The sequence below is a fragment of the Streptomyces globisporus genome (assembly GCF_003501885.1).
GTDB classification, from domain to species: Bacteria; Actinomycetota; Actinomycetes; order Streptomycetales; family Streptomycetaceae; genus Streptomyces; species Streptomyces globisporus_D.
On record NZ_QWFA01000217.1, the window covers coordinates 1 to 14,902 of the forward strand.

Annotated in this window: 15 protein-coding genes and 2 pseudogenes; 11 read left to right on the plus strand and 6 right to left on the minus strand. The window is 69.9% G+C overall.

All coding sequences use genetic code 11. The features are described from left to right. The 9 genes and pseudogenes from D3105_RS29275 to D3105_RS34770 form a co-directional block, all read left to right on the plus strand. Nucleotides 1–608, plus strand: a pseudogene (locus D3105_RS29275) (DNA-binding protein); the annotation flags it as partial. A 163-nt stretch (nucleotides 609–771) separates the two neighbouring features. Further along, on the plus strand, nucleotides 772–1,536 hold the full coding sequence (locus D3105_RS29280) for a TnsA-like heteromeric transposase endonuclease subunit (RefSeq protein WP_118905954.1): 765 nt from the start codon (nucleotides 772–774) through the stop codon (nucleotides 1,534–1,536). Next, nucleotides 1,533–3,644 (plus strand): Mu transposase C-terminal domain-containing protein, encoded by a 2,112-nt coding sequence (locus D3105_RS29285; protein WP_118905955.1) that lies wholly within the window; start codon nucleotides 1,533–1,535, stop codon nucleotides 3,642–3,644. Before D3105_RS29280 ends, D3105_RS29285 begins: the two co-directional genes overlap by 4 nt. 74 nt (nucleotides 3,645–3,718) lie before the next feature. Beyond that, the gene (locus D3105_RS29290) at nucleotides 3,719–4,696 is read left to right on the plus strand and encodes an ATP-binding protein (protein WP_118905963.1); all 978 of its coding nucleotides are present in this window, start codon (nucleotides 3,719–3,721) and stop codon (nucleotides 4,694–4,696) included. A gap of 332 nt (nucleotides 4,697–5,028) precedes the next feature. After that, nucleotides 5,029–5,235 (plus strand): hypothetical protein, encoded by a 207-nt coding sequence (locus D3105_RS29295; protein WP_240647067.1) that lies wholly within the window; start codon nucleotides 5,029–5,031, stop codon nucleotides 5,233–5,235. A gap of 158 nt (nucleotides 5,236–5,393) precedes the next feature. Beyond that, nucleotides 5,394–5,978 carry a hypothetical protein gene (locus tag D3105_RS29300; protein ID WP_123947593.1) on the plus strand — a complete coding sequence of 195 codons (585 nt, stop codon included), beginning with the start codon at nucleotides 5,394–5,396 and terminating at the stop codon, nucleotides 5,976–5,978. Nucleotides 5,979–6,569: 591 nt separating this feature from the next. After that, nucleotides 6,570–7,973, plus strand: a complete 1,404-nt coding sequence (locus D3105_RS34765; RefSeq protein ID WP_165891104.1) for a hypothetical protein — start codon at nucleotides 6,570–6,572, stop codon at nucleotides 7,971–7,973. 373 nt (nucleotides 7,974–8,346) lie between these two features. Further along, entirely contained in the window at nucleotides 8,347–8,580 is a 234-nt protein-coding gene (locus D3105_RS29310) for a DUF5133 domain-containing protein (RefSeq protein ID WP_118905964.1), read from the plus strand. Nucleotides 8,581–8,632: 52 nt separating this feature from the next. After that, nucleotides 8,633–8,797 (plus strand): hypothetical protein, encoded by a 165-nt coding sequence (locus D3105_RS34770; protein ID WP_165891105.1) that lies wholly within the window; start codon nucleotides 8,633–8,635, stop codon nucleotides 8,795–8,797. 167 nt (nucleotides 8,798–8,964) lie between these two features. On the opposite strand, the gene D3105_RS29315 is transcribed toward D3105_RS34770, so the two are convergent. Both D3105_RS29315 and D3105_RS29320 read right to left on the minus strand, forming a co-directional pair. Beyond that, on the minus strand, nucleotides 8,965–9,558 hold the full coding sequence (locus D3105_RS29315) for a hypothetical protein (RefSeq protein WP_118905957.1): 594 nt from the start codon (nucleotides 9,556–9,558) through the stop codon (nucleotides 8,965–8,967). Nucleotides 9,559–9,769: 211 nt separating this feature from the next. Beyond that, a pseudogene (locus D3105_RS29320) lies at nucleotides 9,770–10,248 on the minus strand (ISAzo13-like element transposase-related protein); the annotation flags it as partial. 184 nt (nucleotides 10,249–10,432) lie between these two features. On the opposite strand from D3105_RS29320, the gene D3105_RS29325 reads away from it, so the two are divergent. Further along, nucleotides 10,433–10,825: a hypothetical protein gene (locus D3105_RS29325; protein ID WP_118905958.1), complete on the plus strand. Its 393-nt coding sequence runs from the start codon at nucleotides 10,433–10,435 to the stop codon at nucleotides 10,823–10,825. A gap of 486 nt (nucleotides 10,826–11,311) precedes the next feature. Continuing rightward, nucleotides 11,312–11,461: a hypothetical protein gene (locus D3105_RS34775; protein ID WP_165891106.1), complete on the plus strand. Its 150-nt coding sequence runs from the start codon at nucleotides 11,312–11,314 to the stop codon at nucleotides 11,459–11,461. Between the two features lie 431 nt (nucleotides 11,462–11,892). On the opposite strand, the gene D3105_RS29330 is transcribed toward D3105_RS34775, so the two are convergent. The 4 genes from D3105_RS29330 to D3105_RS34370 are packed head-to-tail and all read right to left on the minus strand — an operon-like array spanning nucleotide 11,893 to nucleotide 14,568. After that, nucleotides 11,893–12,246, minus strand: a complete 354-nt coding sequence (locus tag D3105_RS29330) for an STAS domain-containing protein (RefSeq protein WP_118905959.1) — start codon at nucleotides 12,244–12,246, stop codon at nucleotides 11,893–11,895. Then, nucleotides 12,243–13,529, minus strand: a complete 1,287-nt coding sequence (locus D3105_RS29335; RefSeq protein WP_118905960.1) for a PP2C family protein-serine/threonine phosphatase — start codon at nucleotides 13,527–13,529, stop codon at nucleotides 12,243–12,245. Before D3105_RS29335 ends, D3105_RS29330 begins: the two co-directional genes overlap by 4 nt. Further along, the gene (locus D3105_RS29340; RefSeq protein ID WP_118905961.1) at nucleotides 13,529–14,332 is read right to left on the minus strand and encodes an alpha/beta fold hydrolase; all 804 of its coding nucleotides are present in this window, start codon (nucleotides 14,330–14,332) and stop codon (nucleotides 13,529–13,531) included. The genes D3105_RS29335 and D3105_RS29340 overlap by 1 nt, the downstream gene beginning before the upstream one ends. 35 nt (nucleotides 14,333–14,367) lie before the next feature. Beyond that, entirely contained in the window at nucleotides 14,368–14,568 is a 201-nt protein-coding gene (locus D3105_RS34370) for a hypothetical protein (RefSeq protein WP_123947594.1), read from the minus strand. Nucleotides 14,569–14,902 lie beyond the last annotated feature (334 nt).

The window sequence follows — 14,902 nt, forward strand, 5'->3', positions numbered from 1 at the left end:
CCCGCTCACCGAGGTGTGGGTGGAACAGCGGTGCCGGGCAGCCGCGAGTGCTGCCCGTCGACGGGTTGTTCTGCCGTCGGCTCGGTGAGCGGGTGGGGCGGGAGTGGCTGGGGCCGCTGGCTGCGGCGGACCATGGCGGTCCGCTGATCGCGTGGATGGGCAGCGTGATCCGGTTGCGCCGTGGGGCCGGTGGGCCTCCCGGATATGACAACGACCCCTGGTGGCTGCGCCGGGAGCATCAGCCGGTGCCGATGGCGGGGCAGTTGCGGGTGCTGGGCAAGGAGAAGAAGGCACCCGGTTCGGGGACGATGTGGCGGGCGGTGGTGCCGGCCGAGCAGCGGATGCGGATCGGCAGTCTCCTCGGTAGTGCCGAGGAGCAGTTGCTGCAGCTGCGGGGCGTGCAGAGCGGGCCGACCGCCGAGGTCGCCCGGCAGCTGCTGCAAGGCCTCGGTCGCAGTGCTGGTCTGGTCGAGGCGGCCTGGAAGCGGACCGCGGTGGCGGCGGTGAACGGCGGGGTGCCGTTGGAGGAGGTGGCCCGGTGGGCGGATATGTCCCCCGGGACACTGAGGAGGATGCTGACGGCAGGTGGCCAGGAAGAGGACGGCTGAGAGCAAGGCGGGACCGGGCGCATCGCCTGTTAGCTGATACGGCACTCGTTTGTGGCAGAAACCCTGAAAACGGCGGCACCTGTCAGTAGGAGCGGCTTGGCTGACGCGGGTGATCAGCACAGGAGAGGCCGCCCGGCCCGGGGGCCGGACAGGACGAGCAGCCGTGGATCGCCGCAGCGGGTTCGAGGCGGTGTTCCTCGATCCGGTGGGGCAGTCGGTTCAGCAGCGGTGGGCGGATGCCGCCATGACCGTGGGATTCGAGGAGTTGCGACCGGTGTCGGCGTTCCCGGTGATCCCGGGGCGCCGCTGGGGGCCGGGGCTGTGGTGGTCGGCGACCACCGGGCGGCACGTGGTGGCCGGGTCGAACGCGATGCGCACCCAGCTGATGGTCCTGGACCGCGACCCCGATGTGACCGGGCTCGCGGGGCGCCCGGTGCGGTTGCTGTGGCGCGAGGAGCGGGGGCGGGTGCGTTCCTGGGTGCCGCAGCTGTTCGCCCGGTACCGCGACGGCACGGGTCTGCTGGCCGACTGCCCCAGCCACATGGAGGCCGGTGGCGACCGGGCGGTGAAGGCCGCCGAAGCAGTGAGCGCGGCGTGTGAGGAGATCGGCTGGACCTACCAACGTCTTGCGCCGCTCGACGACGCCCTGGCCGCCAATCTGAAATGGCTGGCCGGCTACCGCCACCCCCGCAACGCCGGCCGCCCAGGCCTGACACCTGCGGCGGTGGAGGCGTTCGCGCGGCCGCGGCCGCTGATCGAGGGCGTCGAAGCAGCCGGTGACCCGATCGAGGTCCTGCCGGTGGTCTTCCACGCCCTATGGCACGGGCGGGTGACGGCAGACCTGGAGACACCGCTGCACGAACGCGTCCTGGTCGGTCCCGCGGGCTGGAACGGCCCTGGTCCGGACACTGTGGGAGGGGCTCGGTGACCGCGCGGCGCAACGCCCGGCCGTCGGTGAAGGCCGGGGCGCAGGTCAGGTTCCGCGGTGTGAAGTGGCAGGTGGTCGCCCTGTCCGGGCAAACCATTCACCTCGTCGGCCCGGACGGCGGTGGCGAGGCGGTGCTCGCCGGGTACCTGTTCGCCGATCCCGGCTTCAGCGTCATCGGAGCCGATGTACCGCAGGCGGCCCCGCAGTGGGGGCTGTTCGAGACCGCCCCCGCCGCGGCACGTGAGAAGGCCCTGGCCTGGCAGCGGCACGTGCGGGAAGTCGAATGCGGCCTTGCCGGCGGGCCCGGCAGCACTGGAGCGGTGCGTGAGCAGTACGACCCAGAGCGGCACACGCTGGCCGAGCGGGAACAGGCCAAGGCCGAGGAGCTGACCGCGCTCGGGTTCGGGCGGGTGTCGCGCACCACGGTGCAGCGCATGCGGCTCGCTTATCGCAAGCAGGGCCTGTGGGGGCTCCTGGACCACCGCACCACCCGCTCCTCCAGCCCTACCGGGCGGTCCGACGAACGGGTCGTCGCCGCCGTCCGTGAAGCGCTGCGCCGCCGGCGCGGGCGCTCCAAAGGCACCATCAACGGCCTGTTCCCGCTCATCAACCAGATCCTCGAAGATCAGCACGGCCCCGGTACGGTGCCCGTGCCGTCCCAGGCCACGCTGTACCGGCTCGTCACCACACTCGCCCGCCCCGGCGAACTGCCCAGCGGTCCGGTGCGGCAGGTGCCCGCGAGTGTCGAGGGGCGGGCCTTCACCCCCGCCATGGCGCTGCGGCCGGGCGAGCAGGTCCAGATCGACACCACCCGCCTGGATGTCCTGGCCCTCTTCGACGACGGGCACCTGGCCCGGCCCGAGCTGACCATCGCCGTCGACGTCGCCACCCGCGCCATCCTGGCCGCCGTGCTGTGCCCCAGCGCGACCAAAGCCGTGGACGCAGCCCTGCTGCTCGCGGAGATGGCCGTCCCGCACCCCGCCAGGCCAACCTGGCCGGACATCCTGCGCATGGACCACGCCCGCGCACTCCCCCACCAACGGCTGGCCACGCTGGACGAGCGTCTGGCCGGTGCGGCGGCCCGGCCGGTCGTCCTGCCCGAGACAATCGTCGTCGACCGCGGCAAAGTCTTCGTCTCCGCCGCGTTCACCGCCGCCTGCGAGAGCCTCGGCATCAGCGTCCAGCCCGCCCCGCCCCGCGCCCCCACCGCGAAGGGCATCGTCGAGCGCACCTTCGGCTCCATCAACGCCCTGTTCTGCCAGCACCTGCCCGGCTACACCGGATCCGACGTCACCCGCCGCGGCCCCGACACCGAGAAAGACGCCTGCTACAGCGTCACCCAGCTGCAGGACCTCCTCGATGAGTGGCTGGTGCACTACCACCACCGGCCCCACGAAGGGCTGCGCCACCCGATGATGCCCAGGAAGGCCCTCACCCCGAACCAGATGTGGGCCGCGCTCGTCGCCGTCGCCGGATACGTGCCCGTCCCGTTGACCGGGCACGACTACCTCGAACTGCTCCCCGTGCGCTGGCAGGCCATCACCCCCGCCGGCATCACCATCCACCACCGCACCTACGACGCGGACCTCCTCGCCCCGCACCGCGGCCAGGCATCCCCCGTCGCCGGCCGCGGCGGGAAATGGGAAATCCACTACAACCCCCACGACGTGCGCCAGATCTGGGTCCGCCTCCCCGACGGTGAACTCACCGAGATCCCGTGGATCCACCGCGACCACGTCCACCGGCCCTTCGACGAACGCACCTGGCAGCACATCCGCACCCAGGCCGTTGACGGCAACCACGGTGACGCCGAGCAGTACGAAGCAAGCCTCGCCGACGCCCTCGACCAGCTCATGCGCCGCGTCCACAGCGGCCACGCCACCACAACGGAGCAGGCACTCCTGGCCCGCACCGCTCACCTCCCGCTCCCCGCAGCCCGCGACGGGGACCACGGCACCGAAGCACCCGCCGGCAGCCCAGCGCAGCAAGCCACCGAAGGCAACGACGACAGCATCGACGACCTCGACAACCTGCCCGACGACGTCAGCCCCGCCCCGGCCACCGGATTCGGGCTCTACAACGCGCACGAGGAAGCCGACAAGTGGTGAACCCCAGCCAGACAAGCGCAAGCAGCACACCAGCCGGCGCCGACGACAACGGCGGAGCCGAGCTGTCCTGGCCGCTGACCACCTGGCAGGGCTGGCACCGCTTCGCCACCACCGACCCCGTCGCCCCTCCCCGGCCCGGCGACCCGCCCCGCACTACGGAGGAACGCCTCGCCTACCACTCCAGCTTCGTCACCATCCGCACCCCCGCCATCCACGCCCTGGCCACCCAGGTCCGCACCCTGATGATCCTCGGCCGCCACCAGCAGACCACCGCACGGCCCTCACTGATCGTCACCGGGCCCGCCGCCGCAGGGAAAACGACCGCGCTCCTGAACGTCGGGCGTACCTGCCACCTCGCCCACACCCGCAAAAACCCGCCACCACCCGGATCAGCACACGCCGCGGTACCCGTCGCGTATGTTCTGGTCCCGCCCGGCGCGACCGCGAAAACCCTCATCACCGAATTCGCCCGCTACCTCGGCATCCCCACAACCGCCCGCATGACCCAGACCCAGATCACCGAAGCCGTCTGCCACACCTACACCCAGGCCGGCGTCCAGTTGGTGATGATCGACGAGATCCACCGCCTCAACCCCCGCACCACCACCGGCGCCCAAACCGCCGACCTCCTGAAAGATTTGAGCGAACGCCTTCCCGCGACATTCGTCTACGCCGGCATCAACGTCACCGAAACCCCCCTCTTCAGCGGGACGCGGGGCGCCCAACTCGCCGGACGCGCCACCCTCGTCGACTGCGGCCCCCTACCCGCCCGCCACGGCAACAGTGAGCCCTTCCGCGAAGTCATCACCGACATCGAGAACGCCCTCGACCTCCAGCAGCACAAACCCGGCACCCTCCCCCGCCAAGCCCCCTACCTCCACCAGCGCACCGCCGGCCGCATCGGATCCCTCACAAGGCTCATCCGCCAAGCAGCCATCACCGCCATCAGTGACGGCACCGAACGCATCACCAAAACCACCCTCGACACCATCCGCCTCGACCACCTCGCCGAAACCCACCACCGACCCCACACCCGCGCCCGAAGCCGCTAACCCCGCCCATCAAACAGATAAAAGGCTCTGACCAGCACAAACACCAATCGGGCCTTTACACCCTAGAACTACCTACAACACACCCAACCGCGCTCAACGCAGAACACATAACCCCAGCTCAGATACGCCGACCCAGCTGCCAAGACCGCCCATTCCACCTCTCAGCGAACCAGCAACACCCCAGACCAGCCGCCCCACCGCACACCAACAAACCCCCCTCCCAGCGTTAACCATGGAGAGCAACCAGCAGCAACAGCCGGAACCGGATCACCAGAACCGGGACCAGGACGACGCACTCAAGCGCGCGATCCAGGCCGCCTACCAGGGCAACAGTGCCCCCACGGCCCCGTCGGCTGCCGCCTCGCCGTCGGGCGGCGGTGTGGGACACCCGCCACGCCACCACCCCGCTCGAAGCCGAATGGGCACTGGCCACGACCGCCTACAACCGCATCGCCGCCGAACTCACCGCGGTCGACGGAGAAGGCCAGACCATCCGCATCGTCCTGGACGACGGACTCCCCCACGAGACCAGCGACTGACCAGCCCGCACTACGGTCGGCGGCCGTCCGTACCGGCTGAGACGGCAGCCGGCCCACCCCGTGGCACGCCAGGAGGCCCATACCGTGCTCGGTGTGGGCCTCCTGGCGTGCCTTGATGGGTGCGTAACCTTTCAAAAGGGGCGGGCGTTCAGTGCGGTGTGAAGAAACTCGCGCTTTCGACGGCCCTCGCGGCATCGCTCCTGCTCTCTCTGACCAGCGCGGCTCAGAGTGCTGAGCCGGCGGTGGTTCCCGCTGACCCGGCCGTTCAGGAACACCACGGCCAAGGGGCGGGCGCGTGCCCGCGCATGAGCCTGTGCCTGTATCAGGACTTCAACCTCAACGCCGAAAACCCCGGCAAGATCTGGGTCTTCCCCGTGACCGAGGACCGCATCGACGTCAGCCTGAAGGGGCACCCGGCAGCCAACCAGCCCTCCTCGGGCTACATGAACGCCCCCAGCAGCGGCTGGGCCGCCTACCTGTTCCCCGACTACATCTGCGGCTTCGGCGGCGACGGGGGCGAGACCATCCAGTTCTTCGGCGGGCGCCGCCTGGACAGCCTCGACGGCGTCAACGGCCGCGCCAAGCGCTACGGGTACTTCTACAAGAACGGCAAGTGGACCACCGAAAAGAAGTGGGGCATCACCGAACAGACGCTCTACCTCCACGACCGGGCAGGATGCGTCACTACCGGGCCCTTCAACAGCACCGACGATCTCCGCCCGCCGATCGACGGAGACATGTGACACCCCGCACCGCAACCCGCCCAGGCCGGTGACAGCTCAGCTCCGACAGCGCCGCTGAAACCCGCGCCCTGGCGTGACCGGTGCGGTGCGGTGGGGCTGGAGGCGAAGGTCCTGCATGGCCTTCATCACAGGGAAAAGCAGGAATCGAGGGCAACTGCGCACTATGCAAAGTATGTTCATGTGCGTGGTGCCGCCGCGCTCTCGGGCACCGGAGGATTTGTCCGGCCATGGACACAAGATCCACTCACGATCGGCGCAGGTAGTCGGCGTGATTCGCACCGCCGCTCCACCCTCTTTCGTAGCCGATCCCAGGAAACTCGTGATGATTCGCCGCGTACTCGCCACCGCTGTCGCCCTCGCTGTGACCACTCCCGCCGCGCTGCTCTCCGCAAGCCCCGCCTACGCCGACGCCAAGGCGACGGCACAGACGCCCGGTAGGCAGAGCAACCCGGCCACATCGACAAGCTGAAGGCGGCCACCGCCGAGGCGCAGAAGGCGTACGACAAGGCCTCCCAGGCAAAAGCGGATGGCGCAGTCGAGCTGGCCAAGAAGCTCGGCGAGTTCGATGGCGCCCACCCCCTCGCTGTGGCGTTGGCCGCCGCCAAGCGTGCGGCCAAGGACGCCGCCACCACAAAGAAGAACGCCGACCAGACCGTGACCGACGCGAAGACCGCGCTCGACACACTGGCCGAGAACGCCACGGAGGAGGAGAGGGGCGCCGCCGCAACCACGCTCTCCAAGGCCGAGGCGGCAGCCGCCACCGCCAAGGCGGCCACCGACGTCACGGCCGCCGAGGCCCAGAAGAAGGTCGCCGACGCACGAGGCGCGGCGATCCGCACCCATGGCGTGCTCGACAAGGCTGTGGACGACGCGCGCGCCGTGAAAGTTGCGGCCGACGCCGCACTGGCGAAGGCCACCAAGGAGGCTGAGGAGAAGGGCGAGGACTGCGAGGTCGAGCCCGGCCTCACCGCCGAGGTGAATGGCCTGCCGGACAAGCTCGTCGCGGGGACGACCACCAACTTCTCCGTCCGGGTGACCAACGGCTCCGACCGGCATATGAACGAGGTCATCGCGTACACCGGAGTCCACGCGACCGACAGCACCGGCCTCAAGGACACAAGCAAGTTCTTCCGCCTCCAGTGGTCCACCACGTCCTCCACCCAATGGCAGAACCTCAACAAGGACAGCTGCATCGACGGTGTGGGCGCGTTGAAGGCCGGCGCGCCCGCCGGAGGAGCCGGCCCCCGGACGGAATCCGACCCGGCGGCAGCAGGCCGGTACCCGCACCACCCGCGTGAGCGGACTGGGGGTACCGGCCACTTCCAGGTTGCCGTTGGCGGCGCCGGTGCCTGCGGTGGTCGCGCCGACGGTCTGAGTACCGGTGTGGTGGTTGGGGCAGTTGACGGCCCTCTCGTGCCTCTCGCCGAGGCTGCGGCGAGGTTCGGCTTCCGGGACGGCGACCTTCGCGGTTCAATTCACGGCCTGCACCTGGTGGGCATGCTGCTCCTGGACACGGACCACGAGCACGACGTCGTCATCATCCGGATGGTTAGCCAGACGCCCGAAGCCCCCGGGAACCCGTTCCGGGGAGACCCTGACGCGGTCATCGCGCAGGCCTGCCTCGCTGGGCGAGGGGACCGTGCCGCGCCCGCTGATGATGCCGCTGGTGCGCGGCGAGCTGGTCAGGCTGGTCTGGGTCAGCCCGCTCGAGGCCGGCCAGGACCCGCTCGCCGGGATCGCGGAGCTCTCGAACATCGTCGCAGCGGTGGGGGCGGACGAGGTCGTCCTCGCGCGGGAGACTCACGACGTCGCCACCGCCTGCGAGCTCCCAGTCGTCGGCCCAGCGCCGTGCCTCAACGTGGTGCTCGCCGCCCCTGGCGGGCACGTCCTGCACCCGTTCCCCTACACCGAGCAGCTCCTGTCCCGCGGCCCCAAGGGTTGGGCGTCGGTCGCCCCCGACTGGAGGCCGGCCCTCGCGCCGCAGCCCGGCGGTGAACTGGTGCCGCCGATCGAGGTCACTCATCGGGCGCGGGTTTCGTCTCGAGCTACCGCCCGCTATGGCCTGAGCGTAGCGTCGGTCCGGCCGGCACGGCCGGGAAGCATCGTCGACAGCCTGGACGCCACGTGTGCCCGCGCTGATCAACCGGCCGGGAGGGTCATGCTGGACTGCGGAGGCGTCAGGGACGCTTTGACGTCTGGTGGCCGCTGCGGGTGGAGGCCGGAGGGCCGTGCGGGCGCAGGACCTGCCCATTGCCTCCACGGCCCGGCCAATCGGTTGGGGAAGGGGTGTCGGCGGGGAATCGGGGTACCTGGGGAGCGGCTCTGATCCAAACCGGATTGGGTGCTGATGCAGAAGGGCGGTTCGGTAATGCTGATGGCTCACCCTGCGGTGCTGCGGGATCTGATAGACGAGTACGAGGCCCTCGCGGCGGTGGGTGCCGACAAGGCGAACAGCGCGCAGGCGCGTCAGCATCTGGACGACGTCACGTACACGCTGTGCGTGTCCACCGGCACCCGTGACATCGACGCTGCCCTGGCCGCCGCCAGGCACCAGTTGCCCGGCGCCCGCCCCCTGGACGACTCGATGCTGAGCAGCAGCTGATCCTCTAGCCTTCCCGCCGGCCCCTGACCCAGCAGAAACGGAAACCCCCCGCATGGAAGCCACCAGCACCTGCACCGCGCCGATCTACGACCTGCTGATAACCGAACGCGGCGACGCCATCGCCAACGCTGCACACGCTGCGGAGCAGACCCGGCTCAAGGCGGCCGAAACCCTCGACTTCCGCCTCTCGGACAACGGCAACAACGACGCCGCCTGAGAGACCATCTCATTTGGCGAGTCTGCGGCAGCAGATGAGAGTGCAGGCGACGCTGGTGAAGGCCAGGAAGTCGCCACCCGCGGAGCAGGTGGGCTCGACAGCGGCGCGCCCGGGGTTTGGGCCGCGCCGCTGTCGAGGTGTGGTCAGCCCCTGGGGGAGCCCCCGGGTCAGTGGAGCTTGTTGATGGCGGTCCTCGTCGTGGTGCGGAAGGCGGTCAGCGGGGCGTCCTCGAGGTCGCCCATCTGGCCCCAGCGCACGAGGGTGACGGTGCGGCCGTCGCGGCCGACGGAGAACAGGTGGATGTCGGAGATGCCGATCTGCGGGTCGGAGGTGTCCAGGCTGTAGACCCAGGCGCCCTCCTCGACGGCGAGCTTGCCGTGAGAGGCGCTGACGGCCTGCAGGCCCGGGTTCTGCTGCTCCAACAGGGAGCCGCAGCCGGCGAGGGACCCGCGGAGGGTGTCAACCAGCTTCACGGCCTCGGCCTCGGTGCGGGCGAGGGTGGTGACCTGGACACCGTTGGTGTCGAGCTCGGTGCTGAACTCGCGGTAGCGGGTGTTCTGCGCCGGGATCTTGTACGGGGCGCAGAGGACGCCCCCGTTCTCCGGGACGCCGGTGAAGACCTGGGTGGCGGTCCACGGCGTCGACGACGACGGCATCTGGGCGGCGGCGAGGAAGGCGGGCTGGGCAGCGGCCTGCACCGGGGCTGTGGCGAGAACCGCAAGGCCCAGTGCGGCAGCGACTGCGGTGCGGAGCTTGTTCATGGTGATGGATCCCCCGTCGGGTCGTTCGTTCGGTCAGTGCTCAACCAGCGTGGGGCCCGCGCCCGTCGGCTGCAACGCTCACGCGCCCACCAGCCGTCCTGGAACCATTCCACCCCCACTGACGTGCAAGGACGTGAAAGGTTGGGACGCGGGGGCGAGGGGGCTGGAATGCCGAAGAACGCCGCCGTCGAGGAGTTCACGTGCAGCAGCCACCTTCGATGGTCTTGGCGTTGGCCTGCAGGCTGAAGCCTTCCTCCCGCAGCAGGCCGGCGACGATGTCGGCGGAGACCTGGCGCCCCTGGCGGGTGAGCTCCGCCGCCAGCTTCCGGGTCGGCTTCGTCGTCCAGCGCAGCGGTGACATCGACTCGCCCCGCTCGTCGGGCTCGACCAGCGCCAGCAGTGCCGGACGCAGCCCAGAGTCCAGCTCGGCCGCCTTCTTCCGCCCTCCGCCGGGATGGCGCACCCGCCCCAAACGGGGCCTGACCGGAGTCCAGTTCGGCCGCCTACGCGCGAGACCTTGGCCTCCCGGCCCCCGGCTGCAGCGGCGACGATCCTGATGCCGCCATGCCCCAGCGACAGTGCTTCCGCCCCTATGGCCAGCCGACGCTGACGCTCGTCCAGATGCGGCAACAACACCTGGAACTTCGCCGCCAGAACGGGCTCGATCCCCTCCGGTCTCCCCCATACCAGACCAACGAGCTCCCCAGCTGGAAGCCGCGACTTGTTTCCCGGCAAGCCCTAACCCCACCGCCCGGTGCGCCAGCGCCTCCACCTGGATAGTGGTCCTAGCTGGCCCATATCCCGCCTCGGCTACCGTGTTCCTCTACGGGGTGCCATAACGGATGTGACGCCCCCTACCGGAGGTAGCCAGCGTATGAGTTCGAAGCGCAGCAAGAATCCAGCCCTGCCCGTACTTGACGACGCATTTCGGCTCGCGTCGGTCAAGGAGGCCGAAGAGTCCACCCGTGACTTGGCCGCGCGGCTGGCCACCACTGAGCTGCGCCGCGTTTCGCACCCGGGCCGGGTCACCTGGGAGCCCGCCGACCAGGCCGAGCCCGTGCCGGTCCCGCCGACTGTGGTCGACGGTGACGGTGATTTGTGGCTGCGGGACCGCGGCACTGGCACCTGGACCATGCCGGAGTTCAACCCGAAGGAGTTCCCGGCCCGCTGTGGCGAGGTGCTGTCGTGGAACCAGCTTGCCAGCGAGTTCGGCCCGCTGACCGGACTGGCCGACGACCGCCGCATCGGCAGCGGCCGTCGGCGCTGACCGCGCAGCCCTGTGGGATGACCGCGCCCCTGAAGCGCCCGCTACGGGTGCCGGGGGCTCCAGCTCACCGCCGAGCTCGACGAAGGCGGCGAGCAGGCGAGCGTCGTGGAGGCGTCCGACCGCCTCATGCAGCGGGGTGCGCGGCCTGGCGCCGCCCGCTGTCCTCAGTGCGGCTGGCGTCGATGGACCAACCGGGTAGCGGTCGGCCTTCAGCTGCCGTGGTAAGCACAGCCCAGCTCACCGATCGACTGCTGCCAGTCCGCCAACCGCCCGAGCAAGTCGCGGACCAGCTCGTCGACGACGGCCGCCGGGCCGACGCCGAAGACCCACGATTCTGCGGCGGCATCGAACGTCGATCAGGAGAACAGCGGCGGCAAGTACAACGTCTCGACGTCCAAGGACCAGGACCGCGTCCCCGGCACCGGCAGCTGGCGCCTTTTCGCCCAGACCTCCACTCCCGGCGACCAGCAGGTCCGGACCGGTGACGTGATCCACCTGTGGAACACCTACGGCGACAACGGCGGCTTCCCGGAGACGAACGGAGGCGGACCCGGCGGCGGCAAGTACGACGTGTGCACCAATGCCTACTACAACCGGGCCCAGAACGTCGCCGACTGGAAACTCCACCGCGCGTAAGCCGTAACCGGCGCTGCTTATCAGCGCGCCCGTGCGGCACCTCACCGTGGTTACACACCGCGCCCGTCCTGGTCCTCACAGCCCAGGGCGGGTGCGCGCGTTCGCGGGGAGCCATCGCCGCGCGGTGGAAGCACGAGGCGGCGGCTTCCGCTTCACGTACGTCGCCCCGAACTCCTCGGCGCCCGATCCACAAGGCCGTCGAAGCCGCGCGTTGCTCCGCGCAATGCCGCGACCCGCAATCGTCTGGGCGGACCATGAGAACACAGTGCCGAGGAGGGGGCTGGCGGACCGCAAGGGGGCCCAACGTGACCGGCCGGTACGGCAGTTTCGGTGGCCGGGGTGGGCTTCGATCAGGTCGGGGAAAGTGAGAGGCACGGCGCCAACCTGGAGGCAGGCAATTGGGGTGGTGGCGAAGAGGTTGCGCCTCAGGATTAGCTGGCGGCGGAGCTGCGGCCGGTAGCCGTTGCGGCGTCCGGGTGGAGGGAGAAGACCTGGTCCAGGCCGACAATGCCTAGGATGCGGGCGGTGTTGGCGGGTACCGCGGCTAGGGCTATGTGGCCGCCGCTTTCGATTGCCGCGTTCCGGGCCGCCAGCAGCGCGCTGATCCCGCTGGAGTCGCAGAAGTCCAGACCTGCCAGGTCCAGGACCAACAGCTGCCCTACGTCAACAGTTACGCCGTCCACGGCCTTGCGCAGTTCGGGCGCTGTGTGGTGGTCGAGGTCACCGGTGATCTCCAGTACGGGACCGGTGTCGGCGTCTCGGGTGGTGATCGTGAGTGGGCTCATGTCGTCAGGTCTTCGCTCGCGATGCTGGGAAGGGAGGGCACGCCGAGGGCGAGCAGGGCGGTGTCGTCGTCGAGTCCGTCGCCGAAGGAGGCCAGCAGCCCGGACAGGGCGGTGATCAGAGACTGTGGTCCCGCCGGCGGCTGGGCGGCGGTGAAGGCGCGCAGGGCGTCATCGCCGTACAGCTCGCGCTCGGGCCCGGTGCGGGCCTCGGTCAGGCCGTCGGTGTACAGCAGCAGGGTGTCGCCGGGCAGCAGGTCGGTGCGGGCGGCGGTGAAGGGGGCCTGGGGCAGGACGCCGACGAGCAGCCCGCCGGGGGTGGGGAGATAGTCGGCGCTGCCGTCCGCACGCTGGATCAGCGCCGACGGGTGACCACCGGAAGCCAGGTGCAGACGGACGCGGCCGTCGGCAGGTTGAAGGACGCCGAATATGGCGGTGCAGTAGCGGCCCTCACCGCTGGCGTACCGCTCGTGCAGCACCGTGTTCAACGTGGTCAGCACGCTGACGGGGTCGGGGTCGTGCAGGGCGGCGGCCCGCAGGGTGTAGCGGGCCAGCGAGGTGACGGCGGCGGCCTGGGGGCCCTTGCCGCACACGTCGCCGAGGAAGAACGCCCACTGGCCGCCGCCCAGGGGGAACAGGTCGTAGAAGTCTCCGCCCAGCAGATCAGGGGAGGCCGTGTGGTAGTAGGAGCCGGCCTCAAGTCCCGGCACCACGGGCAGTTCGGCGGGCAGCAGGCTCTGCTGGAGGACGGCGAGCGCCTCCTGGAGCCGGGCCCGGTCGGCCTCGGACTGCCGGCGTGCTTCCTCCGCCGCCTGCCGGCCGCGCAACAGCTCCATTTCGTAGGCGCGGCGGTCGCGGGCGTCGAAGACGGTGGTGCGGATCAGCATCGGCTCGCCCTCCTCGCTGGTCTTCACCTTCGAGGTGACCAGCACGGGCATCCGCTGCTTGTCGGCAGTCTTGATGTCCAGGGCGATGCCGCTGACCTCGCCCTTCATCTGCAACAGCGGCGCGAAGTGCGTCTCGTGGTACAGCTTGCCGCCCACGGTCAGCAGGTCGGTGAACCGCATCCGCCCCACCACTTGGGACCGCTCCAGGCCCAGCCACTCCAGCAGCGTGGCATTGATCTTCGCGATGGTGCCGTCCATCAGCGTCGACAGATATCCGCACGGAGCCTGCTCGTACAGCTCCTCGGCACTGTCCTCCAGCAGCGCGGTGAACACCGCATCCGTGGCATCCACGTCCTGCTCCTCACCCGGCTCGGGCACCGACTGGTCGGTGCGGCACATCATGAGGCGGCTCCGACGAAGTCGACGATCGCCGCCGCCGTCGCCTGCGGGGCGCTCAGCTGCGGACAGTGCCCTGTCGCCTCCAAGGTCACCAGCTGGCTGCCGGGAATCGTGTCACGGACGTAGGCGCCGACCTCCCGGGGAGCGATCACGTCCTGCCGGCACTCCAGGATCAGCGTCGGCACGACGACCGTCTTCAGATCCTCGCGGCTGTCGGACAGAAACGTCGTACGGGCGAAGACACGGGCCATGTCCGGGTCGGTCGCACAGAACGAGGCAGTCAGCTCCTGACCGAGTTCCGGGCGGTCCGCATTGCCCATGATGACCGGGGCCATCGCCGCCGACCAACCCAGATAATTCGACTCCAGCGACTCCAGCAGCTCGTCGATGTCCTCGGCGCTGAACCCGCCTCGGTACCCCTCGTCGTCGATGTAGCGGGGTGAGGGAGCGACCATCACCAGACGGGAAATTCGCTCCGGGGCCTTCGCAGCGGCGAGCACTCCGACCATCGCGCTGACCGAGTGCCCCACGAACGTCACCTCCCGCAGGTCCAGTTCCTCGACCACCTCCAGCACGTCCCGGGCATAGCCATCCAGCGAGCTGTATCGCCGCTCGTCCCAGGCAGACGGGTTCGCCCGGCCTGAGCCCACATAGTCGAAGAGAACCAACCGGTAACTCTCCGCCAACGTCGGCACGACCAGACGCCACATGTTCTGATCACAGCCGAACCCGTGCGCCAGCAGGAGCACCGGCCCATCCGGACAGCCGGTGACGGTGACGTTGTTCCTGCGACGGGGATCCATACCCCCCAGCTTCCCATCCCCTCTCTCCGCCGTGGTCAGGGGCCCTTCTCTCCGCCGTGGTCAGGGGCCCTGGAGCTCCGGTTTCGGGGCTGCGAGACCCGGTCGACCGGCGCGGGCCTGCGTGCACTGCCGGAGGCGGACCGGGTGGGCCAGTTCTGCGTGAGCATGCCGGTGCGCAGCTTCGTGAGGGCGGGTGCGGGAACCAGCATGGCGGCCGGGGCGGCAGAGAAGATCATCGGTCGGTTCATGATCGCTCAACCGCCTTGGCGGCCCCCACTGTCACGGGCGGCGGAGCCGGTTCACTCAGTCGAGGCCAGTGCTGGCGACGACGACCGGCTCACGGGGCCTCCTTCTTTCACCACCGCCGTCGTGCTCGCTGCGGCGTGAGATGCAGCGCGAGCGCCGGGCACGAGCACGGTCGTCGGCTCATCCCCAGGCCCAGGTGTGGTGACGGCGGGCGGTCGCGATCAGGGGCTTCGAGGCCTCGGGGCGGAATTTGGAGTCGGTTGCGGGCGGGGGTGGGGGTGGTGTCGGTGGCGATGAGGGTGCGGATGTGGTCGGTGAAGTCGG